The 16,931-nt window shown below is 39.4% G+C and carries 14 protein-coding genes; 9 read left to right on the top strand and 5 right to left on the bottom strand.

The genetic code is table 11. The features are described from left to right. Positions 1–28 precede the first annotated feature (28 nt). From benC to ACT53H_RS17910, 5 genes are all read left to right on the top strand, one after another. Positions 29–1,045: a benzoate 1,2-dioxygenase electron transfer component BenC gene (gene benC, locus ACT53H_RS17930; RefSeq protein ID WP_151963575.1), complete on the top strand. Its 1,017-nt coding sequence runs from the start codon at positions 29–31 to the stop codon at positions 1,043–1,045. A 21-nt stretch (positions 1,046–1,066) separates the two neighbouring features. After that, the gene (locus ACT53H_RS17925) at positions 1,067–1,852 is read left to right on the top strand and encodes a 1,6-dihydroxycyclohexa-2,4-diene-1-carboxylate dehydrogenase (RefSeq protein WP_174728973.1); all 786 of its coding nucleotides are present in this window, start codon (positions 1,067–1,069) and stop codon (positions 1,850–1,852) included. A gap of 58 nt (positions 1,853–1,910) precedes the next feature. Further along, positions 1,911–3,104 carry a benzoate/H(+) symporter BenE gene (benE, locus tag ACT53H_RS17920; RefSeq protein ID WP_262456054.1) on the top strand — a complete coding sequence of 398 codons (1,194 nt, stop codon included), beginning with the start codon at positions 1,911–1,913 and terminating at the stop codon, positions 3,102–3,104. A gap of 476 nt (positions 3,105–3,580) precedes the next feature. Continuing rightward, positions 3,581–4,939, top strand: a complete 1,359-nt coding sequence (locus ACT53H_RS17915) for an aromatic acid/H+ symport family MFS transporter (RefSeq protein ID WP_019457436.1) — start codon at positions 3,581–3,583, stop codon at positions 4,937–4,939. 44 nt (positions 4,940–4,983) lie between these two features. Beyond that, positions 4,984–6,240 (top strand): OprD family outer membrane porin, encoded by a 1,257-nt coding sequence (locus ACT53H_RS17910; protein ID WP_353156912.1) that lies wholly within the window; start codon positions 4,984–4,986, stop codon positions 6,238–6,240. Positions 6,241–6,341: 101 nt separating this feature from the next. Here ACT53H_RS17910 and ACT53H_RS17905 read toward each other — a convergent pair whose 3' ends face one another. Beyond that, entirely contained in the window at positions 6,342–7,448 is a 1,107-nt protein-coding gene (locus tag ACT53H_RS17905; protein ID WP_353156915.1) for a beta-ketoacyl-ACP synthase III, read from the bottom strand. Between the two features lie 95 nt (positions 7,449–7,543). Next, positions 7,544–11,401: an ATP-dependent RNA helicase HrpA gene (gene hrpA, locus ACT53H_RS17900; RefSeq protein WP_476009802.1), complete on the bottom strand. Its 3,858-nt coding sequence runs from the start codon at positions 11,399–11,401 to the stop codon at positions 7,544–7,546. A gap of 352 nt (positions 11,402–11,753) precedes the next feature. On the opposite strand from hrpA, the gene ahpC reads away from it, so the two are divergent. Further along, positions 11,754–12,317 carry an alkyl hydroperoxide reductase subunit C gene (gene ahpC / locus ACT53H_RS17895; RefSeq protein WP_003652649.1) on the top strand — a complete coding sequence of 188 codons (564 nt, stop codon included), beginning with the start codon at positions 11,754–11,756 and terminating at the stop codon, positions 12,315–12,317. A 253-nt stretch (positions 12,318–12,570) separates the two neighbouring features. Further along, positions 12,571–12,780 carry a KTSC domain-containing protein gene (locus tag ACT53H_RS17890; RefSeq protein ID WP_004793625.1) on the top strand — a complete coding sequence of 70 codons (210 nt, stop codon included), beginning with the start codon at positions 12,571–12,573 and terminating at the stop codon, positions 12,778–12,780. A gap of 50 nt (positions 12,781–12,830) precedes the next feature. Here ACT53H_RS17890 and ACT53H_RS17885 read toward each other — a convergent pair whose 3' ends face one another. Next, complete coding sequence (locus tag ACT53H_RS17885; protein ID WP_174732371.1) at positions 12,831–14,024, bottom strand: alkane 1-monooxygenase; 1,194 nt, start codon at positions 14,022–14,024, stop codon at positions 12,831–12,833. A 120-nt stretch (positions 14,025–14,144) separates the two neighbouring features. Here ACT53H_RS17885 and ACT53H_RS17880 point away from each other — a divergent pair, with 120 nt between their 5' ends. Next, positions 14,145–15,194 (top strand): helix-turn-helix domain-containing protein, encoded by a 1,050-nt coding sequence (locus tag ACT53H_RS17880; protein WP_174759400.1) that lies wholly within the window; start codon positions 14,145–14,147, stop codon positions 15,192–15,194. Here ACT53H_RS17880 and ACT53H_RS17875 read toward each other — a convergent pair. Next, positions 15,171–15,758 carry an O-methyltransferase gene (locus tag ACT53H_RS17875; protein WP_174759401.1) on the bottom strand — a complete coding sequence of 196 codons (588 nt, stop codon included), beginning with the start codon at positions 15,756–15,758 and terminating at the stop codon, positions 15,171–15,173. The two genes, ACT53H_RS17880 and ACT53H_RS17875, sit on opposite strands and share 24 nt — an antisense overlap. Before the next feature lie 45 nt (positions 15,759–15,803). Further along, positions 15,804–16,022, bottom strand: a complete 219-nt coding sequence (locus tag ACT53H_RS17870) for a DUF1653 domain-containing protein (RefSeq protein WP_004793632.1) — start codon at positions 16,020–16,022, stop codon at positions 15,804–15,806. A 256-nt stretch (positions 16,023–16,278) separates the two neighbouring features. Between ACT53H_RS17870 and ACT53H_RS17865 the strand changes: the two genes are divergently transcribed. After that, the coding region (locus tag ACT53H_RS17865) for a thioredoxin family protein (RefSeq protein WP_476009801.1) at positions 16,279–16,931 on the top strand (653 nt) is incomplete at its 3' end.

Below are 16,931 nucleotides of genomic sequence, written 5' to 3'. Positions count from 1 at the left end.
GTTTCAAATATTTTGTAGGATACATGCCATGTCAAACCACAATGTTGCACTTCAATTTGAAGATGGTGTTACACGTTTCATTAACGTAGCTCAGGGCGAAACCCTATCTGACGCAGCCTATCGCCAAAAAATTAATATTCCTTTGGATTGCCGTGATGGAGCATGTGGAACTTGCCGCGCATTTTGCGAGTCCGGTAGTTATGACATGCCAGAAGAAACCTATATTGAAGATGCGTTAACCCCTGAAGAAGCTGAGCAAGGCTATATTCTTGCTTGCCAATGTCGTCCAACTTCAGATGCGGTATTTCAAATTCAAGCCTCGTCAGATGTTTGCAAAACTGCAATTCATAGCTTCCAAGGCACATTAGCCCGCGTTGAAAAATTATCAGATTCAACCATCACATTTGATATCCAACTTGATGAAGGTCAACCGGATATTCATTTCCTTGCAGGTCAATATGTGAATGTTGCAATTCCTGAAACTGGCGAAACACGTTCATATTCATTTAGCTCAAAACCGGGCAATCGCTTAACGGGCTTTGTGGTCCGCAACGTGCCGAACGGCAAAATGAGTGAGTTTTTAAGTAAGAATGCCCAAGCTGGCGACAAAATGACTTTTACTGGTCCATTCGGTAGCTTCTATTTACGTAATGTAGCTCGCCCAGTGCTGATGCTCGCTGGCGGTACCGGCATTGCCCCATTTATGTCGATGTTACAAGTGCTTGAAGAAAAAGGTTCAGAACAGCCTGTTCGTTTAGTCTTTGGTGTCACCAATGACTTTGATTTGGTTGCTCTAGAAAAACTTAATGAATTGCAGGCGAAATTCCCGTGGTTCGAATACCGAACTGTGGTTGCAAGTCCTGAAAGTCAGCATGAACGCAAAGGCTATGTCACTGGTCATATTGAAAGTGAATGGTTAAACGATGGCGATGTCGATGTTTATCTATGTGGACCGGTGCCAATGGTAGAAGCTGTTCGTGGCTGGTTAGAAACTGAAAATATCAAACCTGCTAGTTTCTTGTTTGAAAAATTCTCTGCAAACTAACTCAAGGTGGAGAAGCTATCTATGTCAAACCGTCAAAGATTTACTAATAAAGTCGTGATTGTTACGGGTAGTGCTCAAGGCATTGGTCGTGGCGTAGCTTTACAAATCGCGGCTGAAGGCGGACAAGTCATCATGGCTGACCGCTCTGAATATGTTGATGAAGTTCTTAAAGAAATTCAGAGTGCAGGCGGTGATGCTGTTACGATTAATGCTGACCTTGAAACCTATACAGGTGCGCAAGCGGTTGTTGCAAAAGCCATTGAACACTATGGTCGGGTAGATATCCTGATTAATAACGTAGGTGGCGCAATCTGGATGAAACCTTTTGAAGAGTTTTCTGAAGAAGAGATCATTAAGGAAGTGAATCGCTCGTTATTTCCAACGTTATGGTGTTGCCGCGCTGTGTTACCTGCCATGATTAAGCAACAATCGGGGGTTATTGTAAATGTATCTTCAATTGCAACCCGTGGTATTAATCGTATTCCCTATTCTGCATCTAAGGGCGGTGTAAATGCTCTAACAGCATCACTTGCTTTTGAACATGCTAAAGATGGGATCCGAGTCAATGCCGTTGCGACTGGTGGAACCGAAGCACCACCTCGTAAAGTGCCACGTAACGCCAATCCGTTAAGTCAAAATGAAAAAGACTGGATGCAGCAAGTGGTTGATCAAACAATAGATCGAACATTTATGGGCCGTTATGGCACAATTCAAGAACAAGTGAATGCAATTTTATTTCTTGCATCAGATGACGCATCCTATATGACTGGATCGGTTATTTCGGTCGGAGGTGGAGATCAGGGTTAACCCTGATCTTTTTACATGATTGGGTAAATAATATGATTTGCATGGAGGCAATCAAACAATGGCAACCCTGTTCAAGACATTAAAAAATGACTGGTCCATATCAGCAACAGTTGCTGGCTTTCTTGCAGTTTTAATTTCTTACTCAGGCCCACTGATTATTTTTTTCCAAGCTGCTCAGCGTGCCCATGTCTCAACCGATATGATGGTGTCATGGATTTGGGGAATTTCAATTGGTGCCGCCGTTTCAGGTATTTATCTTTCAATTAAATATAAAACGCCTGTCATAACCGCATGGTCTGCACCAGGCACTGCCCTATTAGTTACCCTATTTCCCAATGTCTCGTTGAATGAAGCGGTAGCCGCCTATATTACTTCTGCCATCGTTATTTTTTTAATTGGCGTTACAGGTTACTTCGACAAGTTACTGAAGTGGATTCCGCAAGATGTCGCTGCGGGCATGATGGCTGGTATTCTTTTTCAATTTGGTATTGGTCTATTTACTGCGTCTGATAGCATGCCTTTTATTGTCTTTAGCATGCTTATTGTCTTTTTAATTGCCAAACGTTTAATGCCGCGCTACACCATGATTTGGGTGTTAGCTGCCGGAGTTTTATTAAGCCTCATTTTAGGCAAAATGAATCCGGTTGATGTGAGTTTTAGTTTAGCGATCCCGCAATGGATTAGCCCAGAATGGACATGGAACTCAACGCTCAACCTCGCTGTTCCTCTCATTTTAGTCAGCCTAACCGGCCAATTTTTACCGGGTATGGCAATTATGAAACTCAGCGGTTACGACACTCCAGCTAAACCCATTATTACTGTCACCAGTATTGCCTCTTTAGCTGTTGCTTGCGTCGGTGGTATTACGATTGTGCTTGCCTCAATTACCGCTGCTTTATGTATGGGCAAAGATGCACATGAACTGAAAGAAAAACGATATATCGCGGGCATCGCCAACGGAATTTTTTATATTTTAGGAGGCTTATTTGCTGGCAGTATTGTCATGCTATTTAGCTTACTTCCTAAAGAGTTGGTTGCAGCACTGGCTGGTTTAGCTTTGTTAGGTGCCATTGCCACCAATATTTCTGTTGCCATGAAAAATGACAATCAACGTGATGCCGCACTTATTACCTTTTTAGCGACAGCATCAGGCATGCATTTCCTTGGATTAAGCTCAGTTTTTTGGGGTATTTGTATTGGTGTAATCGCCCATTTCATTCTTACACCACGATCAGCCCCCATCACAAATTAAGTTTTTTATCTAAATCCCCCAGCTAAAATAAAACCTCAATCGCCAAATCAAAATGCAAATAATTTGCTAATTCTGATTTGGCGTTTTTTATTTAATATAGATTAAATTTCATTTTTAGATCAAGTTCAAAAATAATTAAATAATAGACTTTAGTATTTTGTTTTTATATTTTCACTTCAACTCATAATATAAATTTAGCTATATTTTTAGCTGTGATTTTCATCAATAAAATCTATTAAAAAACATCTCGAAAATCCTTAAAATTCTCATAATACAATATTTAACCCTATTTTAAAGACACAATAAAGAAAGCTAAACCAATAAAAATAAATACATATTTTTCAAACAATTAAACCAATAAAAACACAATACCTTAAAGACATAAAGATATATCAATTAGGTTTTTGACTCTAATCCAATAACAAAATAGTTTATTAAAAAATAACGCGATGCTTCACAAATTGGAGGTGAAGAAAATGGATACGAGCAAGGTTAATATTAATGAGTTAATTGATAAAGCCAGTTTCACATCTTTTCATTGGAAAGTTTTAATCTGGTGCTTACTTATTATTATTTTTGATGGATATGATTTAGTTATTTACGGGGTTGCTCTTCCTCTGTTAATGCAACAATGGTCATTAACTGCGGTAGAAGCTGGTTTACTCGCCAGTGCTGCTCTATTCGGGATGATGTTTGGTGCCATGATTTTCGGCACACTTTCAGACAAATTAGGGCGTAAAAAAACCATCCTGATTTGTGTCACCTTATTTAGTGGATTTACCTTTATTGGTGCCTTTGCCAAAGGACCAACTGAGTTTGCTATTTTACGCTTTATTGCAGGTCTTGGAATTGGTGGCGTTATGCCAAACGTCGTTGCGCTTATGACCGAATACGCACCCAAAAAAATCCGCAGTACATTAGTTGCAATTATGTTTAGTGGCTACGCAATTGGTGGCATGACATCTGCTCTACTCGGCGCATGGCTCGTTAAAGATATGGGCTGGCAAATCATGTTTTTAATTGCAGGTATTCCCCTGTTATTGCTCCCACTCATTTGGAAATTCTTACCTGAGTCTCTCACCTTTTTAGTGAAATCGAACCATAGCGAGCAGGCAAAAAGTATTGTTTGTAAAATTGCGCCTCAAACGCAGGTAAACGCCAATACACAACTGGTGTTAAACGAAAGTACCACAACAGATGCACCTGTCCGTGCGCTTTTCCAACAAGGCCGTACCTTCAGCACATTTATGTTCTGGATTGCTTTCTTTATGTGTTTACTCATGGTGTATGCCTTAGGAAGCTGGTTACCTAAACTCATGCTGCAAGCGGGCTACTCATTAGGTGCGAGCATGTTATTCCTCTTTGCACTTAATATTGGTGGCATGGTCGGTGCAATTGGTGGCGGTGCTTTAGCAGACAGATTTCATTTAAAACCTGTTATTACGATCATGTTTATTGTGGGATCAGCAGCTTTAATTCTGCTTGGTATTAATAGTCCGCAAATTATTTTATATAGCCTGATTGCGATTGCTGGTGCTGCCACAATTGGTTCGCAAATCTTACTCTATACTTTTGTTGCGCAGTTCTATCCGACGGCACTTCGTTCAACAGGCATGGGCTGGGCATCTGGAATTGGCCGTATTGGTGCGATTATCGGACCAGTTTTAACAGGAGCCCTACTCACACTTGAGCTTCCTCACCAAATGAATTTCTTAGCGATTGCAATTCCGGGTGTGATTGCTGCACTTGCAATATTTATGGTCAATCTAAAAGCCTCTGTTGCCGCACAAACGCCATCAACTTTTAACCCTCAAAACACGCTTACCCAGCAGTAAAAATACATGCGCCGAGGACTGGCGCATCTTTTTGGAAATGGATTATGGAATTATTACACCACTTTAAGCCACGTGCTTTAACTTTCGCGACCTTAGTGTTGATGTGTGGCACTTCATTCGCTGCAAATCCAAATCAGCAGCCCGAAGATGAATGGAAATTCACGCTAAAAAATGCTTATATCAACCGTAATTTTGATAATGATGCGCTCAAAGATACGGGCAGCTGGTCTCAGGCAGCGTCATTATTTTATAAATCAAAAATGCATGACACTCCACTGCAAATTGCCGACAAGCCGATTACCATTGGTGCAGATGCTTCTGTTCAATACGCCGTGCGCTTAAGTTCAGACAAACATGTTGCTGACACAGTTTTGCCTTTTAATAAAGAAACTCAGTCACAAGCATCCGACTTTTTAAAATACGGCGCCACTTTAAAACTGGGCTATGACAAAACCCTTTTAAGTGTCGGTGAACTCTGGCTAGACTTACCTGTAACGGCTGTCGATGCTAGCCGACAATTGCTTGCCTCTTATTGGGGAACTAATCTTAAGTCGCAACTTTCAGATCAGCTTTATGCTGAAATTGGTCGAGTTGAAAAAGTGTCGCCACGAAATGAGGAAGACTTTAAAAAGTTTTCGTTTACGGCAAATGGAATTACCAAAGAATCTGATGGCTTAAATTATATTGACCTGCGATATCAATTTACGCCGTCTTTAAAGGGCGAATACTACTTTGGCAATTTAGAAGACCTCTACAATAAACACTATGTGGGGCTTGAGCATAATTGGAAACAACCTAATTTCGCTCTGACCTCTAAGTTTAAATACTTTAATGCAAAAGATGACGGCAATACTTTTAATATTGATGCACAAAATATTGGAGTGTTGGAAACGCTTAAAGTAAAAAATCATACCTTTGGTTTGGGGTACCAACAGATTATGGGTGAATCGGCTTACCCCTTACCGGACGGTTTTTTACCAGAAACTTATTTCATCAACTGGAATGCTACTGGATTCTTTAAAGAAGATGAAAAGTCTTACCATGTGATGTACGGCTACGACTTTAAAGACTATGTACCGGGCCTAAATGCGATGGTGAAATATGTTTACGGACATGACTTTAAAGCAGCCAATGGTGAGAAAAACCATGAAACCGAGTCGAATGTGATTTTAAACTATGCATTTCAACAGCCATTCTTAAAAGGCGTTGCTCTGCAATACATTCGGATTGATTACAACGTTAAACATGGCAATGACTTTGGTGAAGATCGCCTGTTTGTAAACTACACCAAAAAGTTTTAATAACTTTTGATTCAATTGAAGCGGGCTAATTTTAGTCCGTTTTATTATTTTCGAACTATAAAAAAACGCTCTTACGAGCGTTTTTTAATTAATCTTGTAGCTTAAGCAACATGCTTTTGTACAACAATCGAACCTACTGAATAACCGGCACCGAAAGATGAAATCACGCCATACTCGCCATTATCTACTTCATGGCCTGTACGATGTAAAGCAATAATCACACCTGCTGAAGAGGTATTGGCAAACTCATCGAGAATAATTGGGGCACGGCTTAGATCTGCCTCTTTACCAGCCACATATTTCAAGATTAGTTCATTCATGTTGGCATTGGCTTGATGTAACCAGAAGCGCTTAATATCGTTTGCAGTTAACTGCATTTTTTCCAACTGTGCATTAATGATTTTTGCTACGAGCGGACAAACATCTTTAAAGACTTTGCGGCCATCTTGACGGAATAACTTGTCATCAACTACTGCATCTTCACTACGGTTTAAGAAACCAAAGTTATTGCGAATATTGTTTGAAAATTGAGTAAATAAATGAATATCTAAAATTTCAAAACCAGTTTTAGTCGTGGTTTCTTCAATAATAGAAGCCGTTGCAACATCACCAAAAATGAAGTGACAATCACGGTTACGGTAGTCTAGGTGACCAGATGTAATCTCGACATTCACCAATAAAACACGGCGAGCACCAGAACGAATTGCATCAGCTGCTTGTTTCAAACCAAAAGTAGCAGCTGAACATGCAACGTTCATGTCATAGGCATACCCTTGAATACCGAGTGCCGACTGAATTTCAATCGCTACAGCTGGATAAGCACGCTGCATGTTTGAACATGCCAAAATTACAACATCGATATCTTCAGCAGTTACGCCTGCATTTTCCATTGCCTGTTTCGCAGCAATAACACCCCACTCTGCTTGAAGTGAAAGTTCATCATTTGAACGTTCAGACAAACGAGGACGCAAACGATTTGGATCGAGAATACCTGATTTCTCAATCACGTAACGGCGCTTAATACCAGACGCTTTTTCAATAAATTCAGCACTAGAACCACGTAACTCTTCTAGCTCACCTGCTGCAATTTTCTCTGCATTCTCTTGGTTATATTGTTCCACATAAGCATTTAAACTGTCGGCCAGTTCTTCATTAGAAATGATTTCTATTGGGTGAAATAACCCAGTACCTGTGATACGAATGCCCATGTAAAACTCCTAAAAAAATGAATAGGGTCTGTTAATCTTTCATTTATAAATTGCGTTGTAGGCTAAACAACAACATAAACAGACCCCGATCTATCTTAACTGATTCCCAAACGATCCCATAACTTTTGCAGTCGAGTTGGCGAAATAGGCATCTTAGTTTTCATCGGTTGAGAAAATAAAGAAATGCGGAATTCTTCCAACATCAAATACAATTCTTTGATTTTGGGATTGTTTTTGAATTTAAATACCTTGTCCATCCATGGATCGACATCATCAATAGCGGCATGATCTCGCTGTAGATTATTTGGCAATCGATCTAAACGCAATAGCAGCGCTTTTAAATATCGCGGATATTCCTGCCAAAGATCGACCGGTTGGCGGTAAACAAAATTGCTAAGTGACATTAAATCTAGCTGATCTTCAATATCATCAACGCTACGGCCAAATATGTCTCGGTCAAGCACTAAAAGCTGACGGCGAATTTGCTGCCATTGAATATAAATATCACTTAGTTGCTCAAGTGCTTGCTGACCATGACTCAAAAATTGCTTTTTGACTTGCTCGAGTAGTTTATTAAATTCATCTGCATTAATTGGCAAAGTTGTAATTGCCATTTGCAACGTTGCATAGACCAATATCTGCTCAAGCTTAGCTTTATCACCCAAAGGTGAATATGCCAAAGCAAGCGGTTTTGAAATCTGCTTTTTCAACTGGCGAACCAAGTCGCCAAGCTGCATATGGACCAGACGGATAATCCCTTCCCGATGCTGCTTAATGGCTTCAGCCTGATCATTAAAAGTCTGAATAACAACGCCTGAGTCATCTTTAGCTTCAATTTCAGCAAAAGCTTTTGTAGGTACCAAAGCCTGATATTGTTTCACAACAACACCCGTAACTTTATGTGAAACCTCAAAAGTAAAATTCTCAGGGAAGTTTTTAAACTCACCTTTTTGCTGCTTCACTGGGCGATGCGTTTCTACGCGGCAACGCGCTTTTAATTCAGGTAAATCACGGCCTTTTGCAATCAACTTACCTTTTTCATCAATAACCTTAATGAAAGGCACCAAATATGGATCAATACGTTCAAATGAGAAATCCTTGTCAGTAATTTGCTCACCACGTAAGGCAAAAGCTAAATAACTAAAGATATGTTCACGTAAATGTACAGCATCAATGCCTTGCATGAGCTTACGAGCAGTATCAGGAATAGGCACCACATTACGACGCTTATCTTTAGGTAAAGCTTTAAGTAAAGCCTCAATTAAATCTTGTCGCCACCCCGGAATTCCCCATGACCAGATATTTTCATCAACCTGAGGCAATGCCTGTACAGGAATTTGAACAGTTGCACCATCTTCGTCATGGCTCGGGTCAAAATGATATGTTGTTGCTAAACGTAGCTGCCCATTGTGCAAATGATCTGGGAATTGCTGCGTTGTTGGTCGGTCATTGAGCCAGAGTGAATCATCTTCAATAAATAAATAACGCGGATGATTCGCTTCTACCGTCGCACGCCAGTCTTCAAAACTACGGCGGCTTGCGATTTCTTCAGGAATCTTAGAGGCATAAAACTGATAAATCGTTTCTTCATCGACCACTAAATCACGGCGACGCAATTTATCTTCAACTCGCTCCACTTCTTCAAGTTTAAGCAAGTTGTGTTTTAAAAATGGTGGGATCGTACCCAAATTACCCGTGGTTAATGCATCACGTAAGAAAATCTCATGAGCAGCAGGCTGGTCAACTTTTTCAAAATTAATTAAACGTTTTGGTTCAATAATTAAACCAAACAGCGAAATTTGCGCATATGCATTTACGATCCCAGCTTTCTTAGACCAATGCGGCTCAAAATAGTGATATTTTAATAAGTCACGCGCAGCAAGCAAAATCCATTCAGGGTCAATTTTGGCTAAAGTACGTAAGTACACTTGAGAGGTTTCGACCATCTCAAAAGCCATCACCCAAGAGGTATTGGTTTTGTGCAGCGTACTTGCTGGAAAAACTTTAGCCTTTTGCTGACGCACTGCCATAAAGGTATTACGTTCATCAGTTTTATTAGCAATAAAAGATAATAAACCCGTCAATAATGCACGATGCAAGTTTTCGTAGTTTGCAGGTTTTTCATTAAAGCTGAGTTTTAAACCTTCTGCTAACTCAACTAATTGCTGGTGTGTCTGCTTCCACTCACGTAAACGTAACCAACTTAAAAAATTCTGCTTAGCAAACTGACGTCGTTTATTTTCAGACATTCCAGCTTCACCTTTAGGATTTAAAGTATCCCAAAGCTTCAAATAAAACAGAAAATCCGAATCGGCTTCTTTGAACAAAGCATGCTTTTGGTCAGCCTGCATTTGTTTGTCTGCCGGACGCTCACGCGGGTCTTGCACTGCAAGCGCACTGACAACCACTAAAATTTCTTTGAGTACACCAAAATGAGCACCACCAACAATCATACGAGCGAGTCGTGGGTCAATTGGCATACGTGCCATCATTTGCCCGACTTTAGTCAGCTCATTTTTCTTCTCGTTAAGTGCCCCTAACTCAATGAGTAGCTTGCGGCCATCATTTACAAGTCGGAAATCTGGTGGCTCAATAAAATCAAAGTTTTCTAGCTCACCCAAACCTAAACTGTGCATTTGTAAAATAACAGACGCTAAGTTAGTCCGTTTAATTTCAGGTTCGGTAAACTCAGGACGGCTTAAAAAGTCTTCTTCGCTATATAAACGAATACACACACCCGCCGCAATACGACCACAGCGCCCTTTACGTTGATTGGCAGCAGCCTGAGAAATTGCTTCAATGGGTAAACGTTGCACACGTGAACGGTAGTTATAACGAGAAATACGGGCAAAACCGCTATCAATCACATAACGAATATTTGGAACAGTCAGTGCAGTTTCAGCCACGTTCGTCGCAATAATAATACGACGGCCTTTTCCACCTGGACTAAAAATCTTTTGTTGTTCAGAAACAGCTAAGCGCGCATACAAAGGTAAAATTTCGGTGTGTCTGGGTCCGTACTTTTGCAAAGTTTCCTGCAACTCACGAATTTCTTGCTCTGTGCTTGAGAAAATTAAAATGTCGGCATGTTCTGGATGACCTTTTGCTTCTGCATCCGCAAAGCATTCTTCTACCGCTTGTACAACTGCACGAGGAAGGTTTTCTTCGAAATCATCAAACTCATCGTCATCACTGCCGCCAATATTCATTTCTGAAATTGGGCGGTAAAGCACTTCGACAGGATAACTACGCCCTTCTACTTCAAAAATAGGTGCGTCATTAAAATAATTACTAAAGCGATTTACATCTAAAGTGGCCGAAGTCACAATCACTTTTAGATCTGGGCGTTTTGGCAGTAATTGCTTTAAATAACCCATAATAAAATCGATATTGAGTGAGCGTTCATGCGCTTCATCAATAATGATCGTGTCATATTTAGACAAGAAGCGGTCATTGCCTAACTCGGCAAGCAAAATACCATCGGTCATTAACCGTACAATTGAATCTTGCGAACCTTGTTCATTAAAACGAATTTTAAAACCAATCGATTCGCCAAGCTTTTCGCCGACTTCTTCTGCAATACGCTGAGAAACACTACGCGCAGCTAAACGACGTGGCTGGGTATGCCCAATCATACCGGTTAAGCCACGTCCCGCTAACATTGCAATCTGAGGAAGCTGTGTGGTTTTACCTGAACCCGTCTCACCTGCCACAATAATGACCTGATGCTTTTGAATCGCATCAATTAATCGGTCTGCATATTGAGAAACAGGTAAATCCTGATTCAGTTTAATTTTAGGTAGACGTTCAAAACGCTGTCTTACTTTGGCATTCGATTGTTCAAATAATTTTTCAATCTCTGCTGTATTGGCTTTTTTATCTTTACGCAAACGATTTAAACGGTAACGATCTCTCGCCATCACCCATTGATCTATATTTAAATCATTCTGCACAGACAAATTTTCCTGAAAATTCAACAATCCGCTATTTTACGCTTTAATGCTCTTCAGGTAAAACAGTTGGGTTTTTATATATTTTTAATTTTTTAAAATTTTACCCTTGAATTTTGACTCACTAGACTTCATGTTGTTATGCAAGTTTCTTTTACGATAACTGTCATTTGATTTACATGTTTTTGCAGTCAAATCGAATACAGTGTTTGGGGACTTAAAAATCGTAAATTTATCACTTATTCGATTTTCCGATTTTAGTCATGTAAAAATACTATTTCCCCAATAAAGAATTTTTATTTATTCTACATCTCGTAAACAAGTTTAAATATAAACCTCAATCATGGAGACAATGATGAGCTTGATTAATACTGAAGTTAAACCATTCCAAGCAACTGCTTACCACAACGGCCAATTTGTTGAAGTTAACGAAACTAACCTTAAAGGTAAGTGGTCTGTTGTATTCTTCTATCCAGCTGACTTCACTTTCGTTTGTCCAACTGAACTTGGTGACTTAGCTGACAACTACGCTGAATTCCAAAAACTTGGTGTTGAAATTTATGCTGTATCTACTGATACACACTTCACTCACAAAGCTTGGCACGACACTTCTGAAGAAATCAAAAAAATCCAATATCCATTAGTTGGTGACCCAACTTGGACTCTTTCTAAAAACTTCGACGTTCTTATTGAATCTGAAGGTTTAGCTGACCGTGGTACTTTCGTTATCGATCCAGAAGGTAAAATCCAAATCGTTGAACTCAACGCAGGTGGTATCGGCCGTGACGCTTCTGAACTTCTTCGTAAAGTAAAAGCTGCTCAATACGTACACGCTCACCCAGGTGAAGTTTGCCCAGCTAAATGGAAAGAAGGCGAAGCTACTCTTGCTCCATCTATCGACTTAGTTGGTAAAATCTAATTTTTTAGATTAGACCACTACGTCTGAAAACCACCCTTTTTAGGGTGGTTTTTTTATTGGTTATTTTTATAAATCTAAGCCCTACTTTCTACTCAAATTTTATAGCTAATTTTTTACAATTCTTATACTTATAAATTTATAGCAATATTCATTTATGAATTGTCAGCCTGCTTAACTTAGAGTACTGTCGAATTATGAAACAAAAGAGCTTTATATATGTATTAAAAGATAAAACAAAAGTAGGAGTAGTTATATGGAAAAATCTGTTGTTGTAACCTCTTGGAAATACGATGTTTCTTCACGCTATTTAAAAATTTTCTATAGCAATGGCTCAGGTGAGCTCTACCATCCAGTTCCAGAGTTTATCTACAATAATTTGTTACGCACCAATGATAAAACTGCATTTGTTCACAAATATCTTGAGTTTGATCTGCATTTTAACAGACTCCGTATTTCTGCTTAATCATAAAAAATCAGCCCGCTGGGGCTGATCTGTTTTATATATTTTGGCTATTAAGCCGCGTCATTTTGCTCAATATATTTCTCTAGCATTTTTTCCTTCACATCAACATGCATATTGATTTTACTAAGGTCACCCTTATAGTGCTCGACAACGCGATCATCCATAATTTTTGACCACCAAGATGGAATAAATGCAGGCAAAATCATTGCACCATAACCTGCTGGTAATTGCGGCGCATCTTCAAAGTGACGTAAAGTCTGAAAGCTGCGAGTTGGATTGGCATGATGATCTGAATGGCGTTGTAATTGATACAAGAACAAATTGGTCACCACATTATTATTGTTCCAGCTGTGCTCTGGCATAGTACGTTCATATTGGCCATTTTCTTTCTTTGCACGCTTTAAACCATAATGTTCAATGTAATTCACCGATTCAAACAAAGTTATTGCATACGCAGCTTGAGTAACTTGAAATGGAATCGAACGCACACCAAATTCTGCAAACATGGCTGCATGGTACACAGCCGACATTGCCCAGCCATGAATCAGCTCATTTTCCTTACAGAAGAAAGGTAATTTCTTACGTTCTAAACGATTTTTTTCAATTTCAATCGCTGATTTAAAGCTGCCAATTACTGTACGCGGTAAAAACTTCCAAAAGGTTTCACCAAATTGTGAAGATGCTGGGTCTTCAGGTGTCGCAACTCGGCGGTGGTGTCCATAAGGATGTTCAATTCGAAAATGGTTATAACCCGAAGGCGCTAAGGCTAAATGCGATAAATAATGTTCAAGCTGCCCATTTTTGTGGCTAAGTTCATGTGCCGTATTAATGGCAATCCCATTAACCATTCCCACCAAAGTTCCAAGTAAAACCTGATCAGCAAGAGATGTATTTTTACGACTGGCTAAATATGCTCCATAGATATTGGTCGCGTATTGCAAAGGAATAAAAAGTTTAACAATGCGAGCGTAATACGGATCCGCTTCTAAATCCGCAATTGCATCTAATGGTGGATTCTCCTTGTCTTCCCCAATCAGTTTATCTAATGCTGGAATAACGCCATGAATAAATAATGGCCCAAATGAAGCGAAGAATTTTTTAGTTTTTTTAGGACCAAATTGATAGCCTGCTAGCCCACCCATTGCAATGGTCGGTACAGCCAAACCCAGTAGCCATAAATGACGTTTCTTATCCTTAAATGTTGTTGTCGCTTGCTCGACATCCAGTTGAGTATGCATATTCATTAGAGACTCCAATCAAACACAAAATGTTTTGCTTGAATTGATTGTGCTCGTTCATAGCCTCTCTATATTATCATTTTAAGACTTGCTATTATCATTTTAAGACTTTGCTGAGTTTTTCTTGTGCAGAAGCAACAGATTCCGGTTATCCCATCACGTTATTATTTACGACTGATTGAAATTTTAATCGGCACGCATCAATACGATAATGATTTATTGAGAGCATTCCAAAAAGAACTGGCAAAAACAGAATTATTGTCGATTCAGCAAATTGAACAATTCATTGAGATGGGTTTAAGTCTGCCCAATACGCAAGACCTAGCCTTTGAACTAGGTAAAAATATCAAACTCAGCTCACATAGTCTGGTCGGTTATGCGCTAATGACCAGTCCTAATTTGGAACATGCACTTAGGCTGATTGCACAATATTTTAGACTGATTATGCCGAGTTTTAAGCTCAGCATTCAGTTTCCGACCAATCAGCAAAAGGTTGAATTATTATTTGAACCGATTTTGCAGATGAATAAGCAATGTTTAGCCTTTCATATTGAAGCGATTGCCGTGGCCTTTTACTACAGCTTGTTAGAATTGGCAGGTCAGCAATTACAACGCTACCAAGTGTATTTGAGTATTCCGGAGCCGAGTTATCAAGAACGTTACATATCCTTAGTGAAAGCCCATTTCCACTTTAACTATACGTGGTTTTCAGGTATACGCGTGGTGATTGATCAGCAACAATTAGCACTGCCCTTGCCTTTAGCTGATGCACATAGTTTAAAAATAGTTGAACAACGCTGTCAGGAACAAATCCAGAAGATCTATCATCAAGGTGAAATTGTTGAATGGGTTAGCATGATGTTGCGGCAAGCCAATCAAGTTCCAACCCTAATGGAATGTGCCAGAGTATTAAATATTTCGACTAAAACTTTGCAACGCTATTTACAACAGCAAGGCGTCGAATTTCAAAATTTAAAGCAACAAATCAGCACTGAGCGTGCCATTGATTTATTAGAGAATTCTACTTTTACCATTACCCATATTGCCTATGAACTGGGCTACTCCAATCCTGCCAATTTCACTCGTGCATTTAATAAAGTACTGGGCTGTAGTCCACAAGCTTATCGGCAAGAATATCTCAAAAAAGCGAACCTACTTCAGAACCACCATACATAAACCAGCACCTACGGGTAAAATACTGCTCATAAAATTTTCATCTTTTTTAATTAAAGACAAGAATGAACTGACCTCGGCCGCATGTGAAATAACATTATCAATAATCAGCACGCCACCTTTTGGCTTCATTAAACGTTTTAAATCTGGCCAATAATTCTCATAAGCAGGACGCTCAGCATCTAACAAAATAAAATCAAAAGTTTCCTGAGCTTCTTTTAAATAGTCGGCTGCATCTCCTACCCAAAAATCAACTAATTCATCTAATGCCAGTTCTGTAACATGGCGCTTCGCCTCGGTACTACGATTGGCATCAATTTCAAGCGTGGTTACTTTTCCGTGAGTGGCTTGTGCCGCCTCAGCAAGCCATAAAGTAGAATAACCTGTTGAAGTCCCAATTTCTAAAATTGATTTGGCTTGCTGCATTCGAATAAATTGCGACAGAAGTTTTGCAGACTCCGCCTCAATATTACGATAACGCAGCAAACGATCTGTCTGCTGTGCATCGTGTTGTTTAAAGGTGTCATATAAATCGGCAACTCTTTGTAAGAAAAAAGTATTTGGCATATATTCACCCTTTAAAATCGTTATTTTATATGAAAGCCGTTTGAGTTAAGTGCTTTGAATTAACTTAAAGCGCGGCACGATACTTCCATCAGCTATTTGAACCGTTTCAGTAAACATATCTAGCGGACGTACCCAAGTTGAATAGTCACCATAAAGACACTGATAAACGACTAATTCTTCTTCAGTCTCGCTGTGTTTTGCCACAGAAAAAACTTGATAGAGATTACCTTTATAATGCTGATAAATGCCGCGTTGCAATGACATGAAAGTACCTTTTAATGTTATGACATAAAATCTTTACAGCCATATAACATATATAAATTTTTAAATACTTTCACTTTAAAACGCTACAAAAGCTAAAAAAGTGGATTTTAAAGATAAATTCTTGATCTTATTTATGAATGTTTTTAATAATTCAAAAAACCGATCAAATATATAAAAACATACTGTTTTACCTATTTTATGTTTTAACGTACTATGCATCTATTGAAAGAATTTGGATGCATTGGAGTAAAAACAGATGTTAGATCAAAACATTAAAACTCAATTAAAAGCTTACTTAGAACGTTTAGAAAGTCCAATCGAATTAGTGGCTGCTTTAGATGAATCAGATAAAGCTGCTCAAATTAAAGAGCTGGTGAGTGAAATCGCCGAGCTTTCTGACCAAGTCACTGCCCGTTTTGATGGCAACAATACACGTCGTCCAAGCTTTGGTGTGGCTAAAGCAGGTGAACAGCCTCGTGTGTTCTTTGCAGGCTTACCGATGGGCCATGAGTTTACGTCTTTGATCTTGGCACTGTTACAGGTGTCTGGCTATGCACCTAAAGTGTCAGATGAAGTGCTCAACCAGATTAAAGGCTTAAACCTCAAAGCGAACTTTGATGTGTTTGTATCGCTAAGCTGTCATAACTGTCCTGATGTAGTACAGGCGCTTAACCTGATCGCAATTTATAACCCGAACACCACGGCAACCATGATTGATGGTTCATTCTTCCAAGACGAAGTTGAACAACGCAAAATCATGGCTGTACCGATGGTGTTCCAAGACAATGAGCACATTGGTCAAGGTCGTATGACCCTTGAAGAGATTGTGGCGAAACTTGACACCAACTCAGCTGAAAAAGATGCAGCAGCACTCAATGCCAAAGATGCTTTTGATGTATTAGTGATTGG

It is taken from the genome of Acinetobacter sp. DMC2 (assembly GCF_056314305.1).
This window is presented reverse-complemented; position numbering and strand designations above follow the sequence as displayed.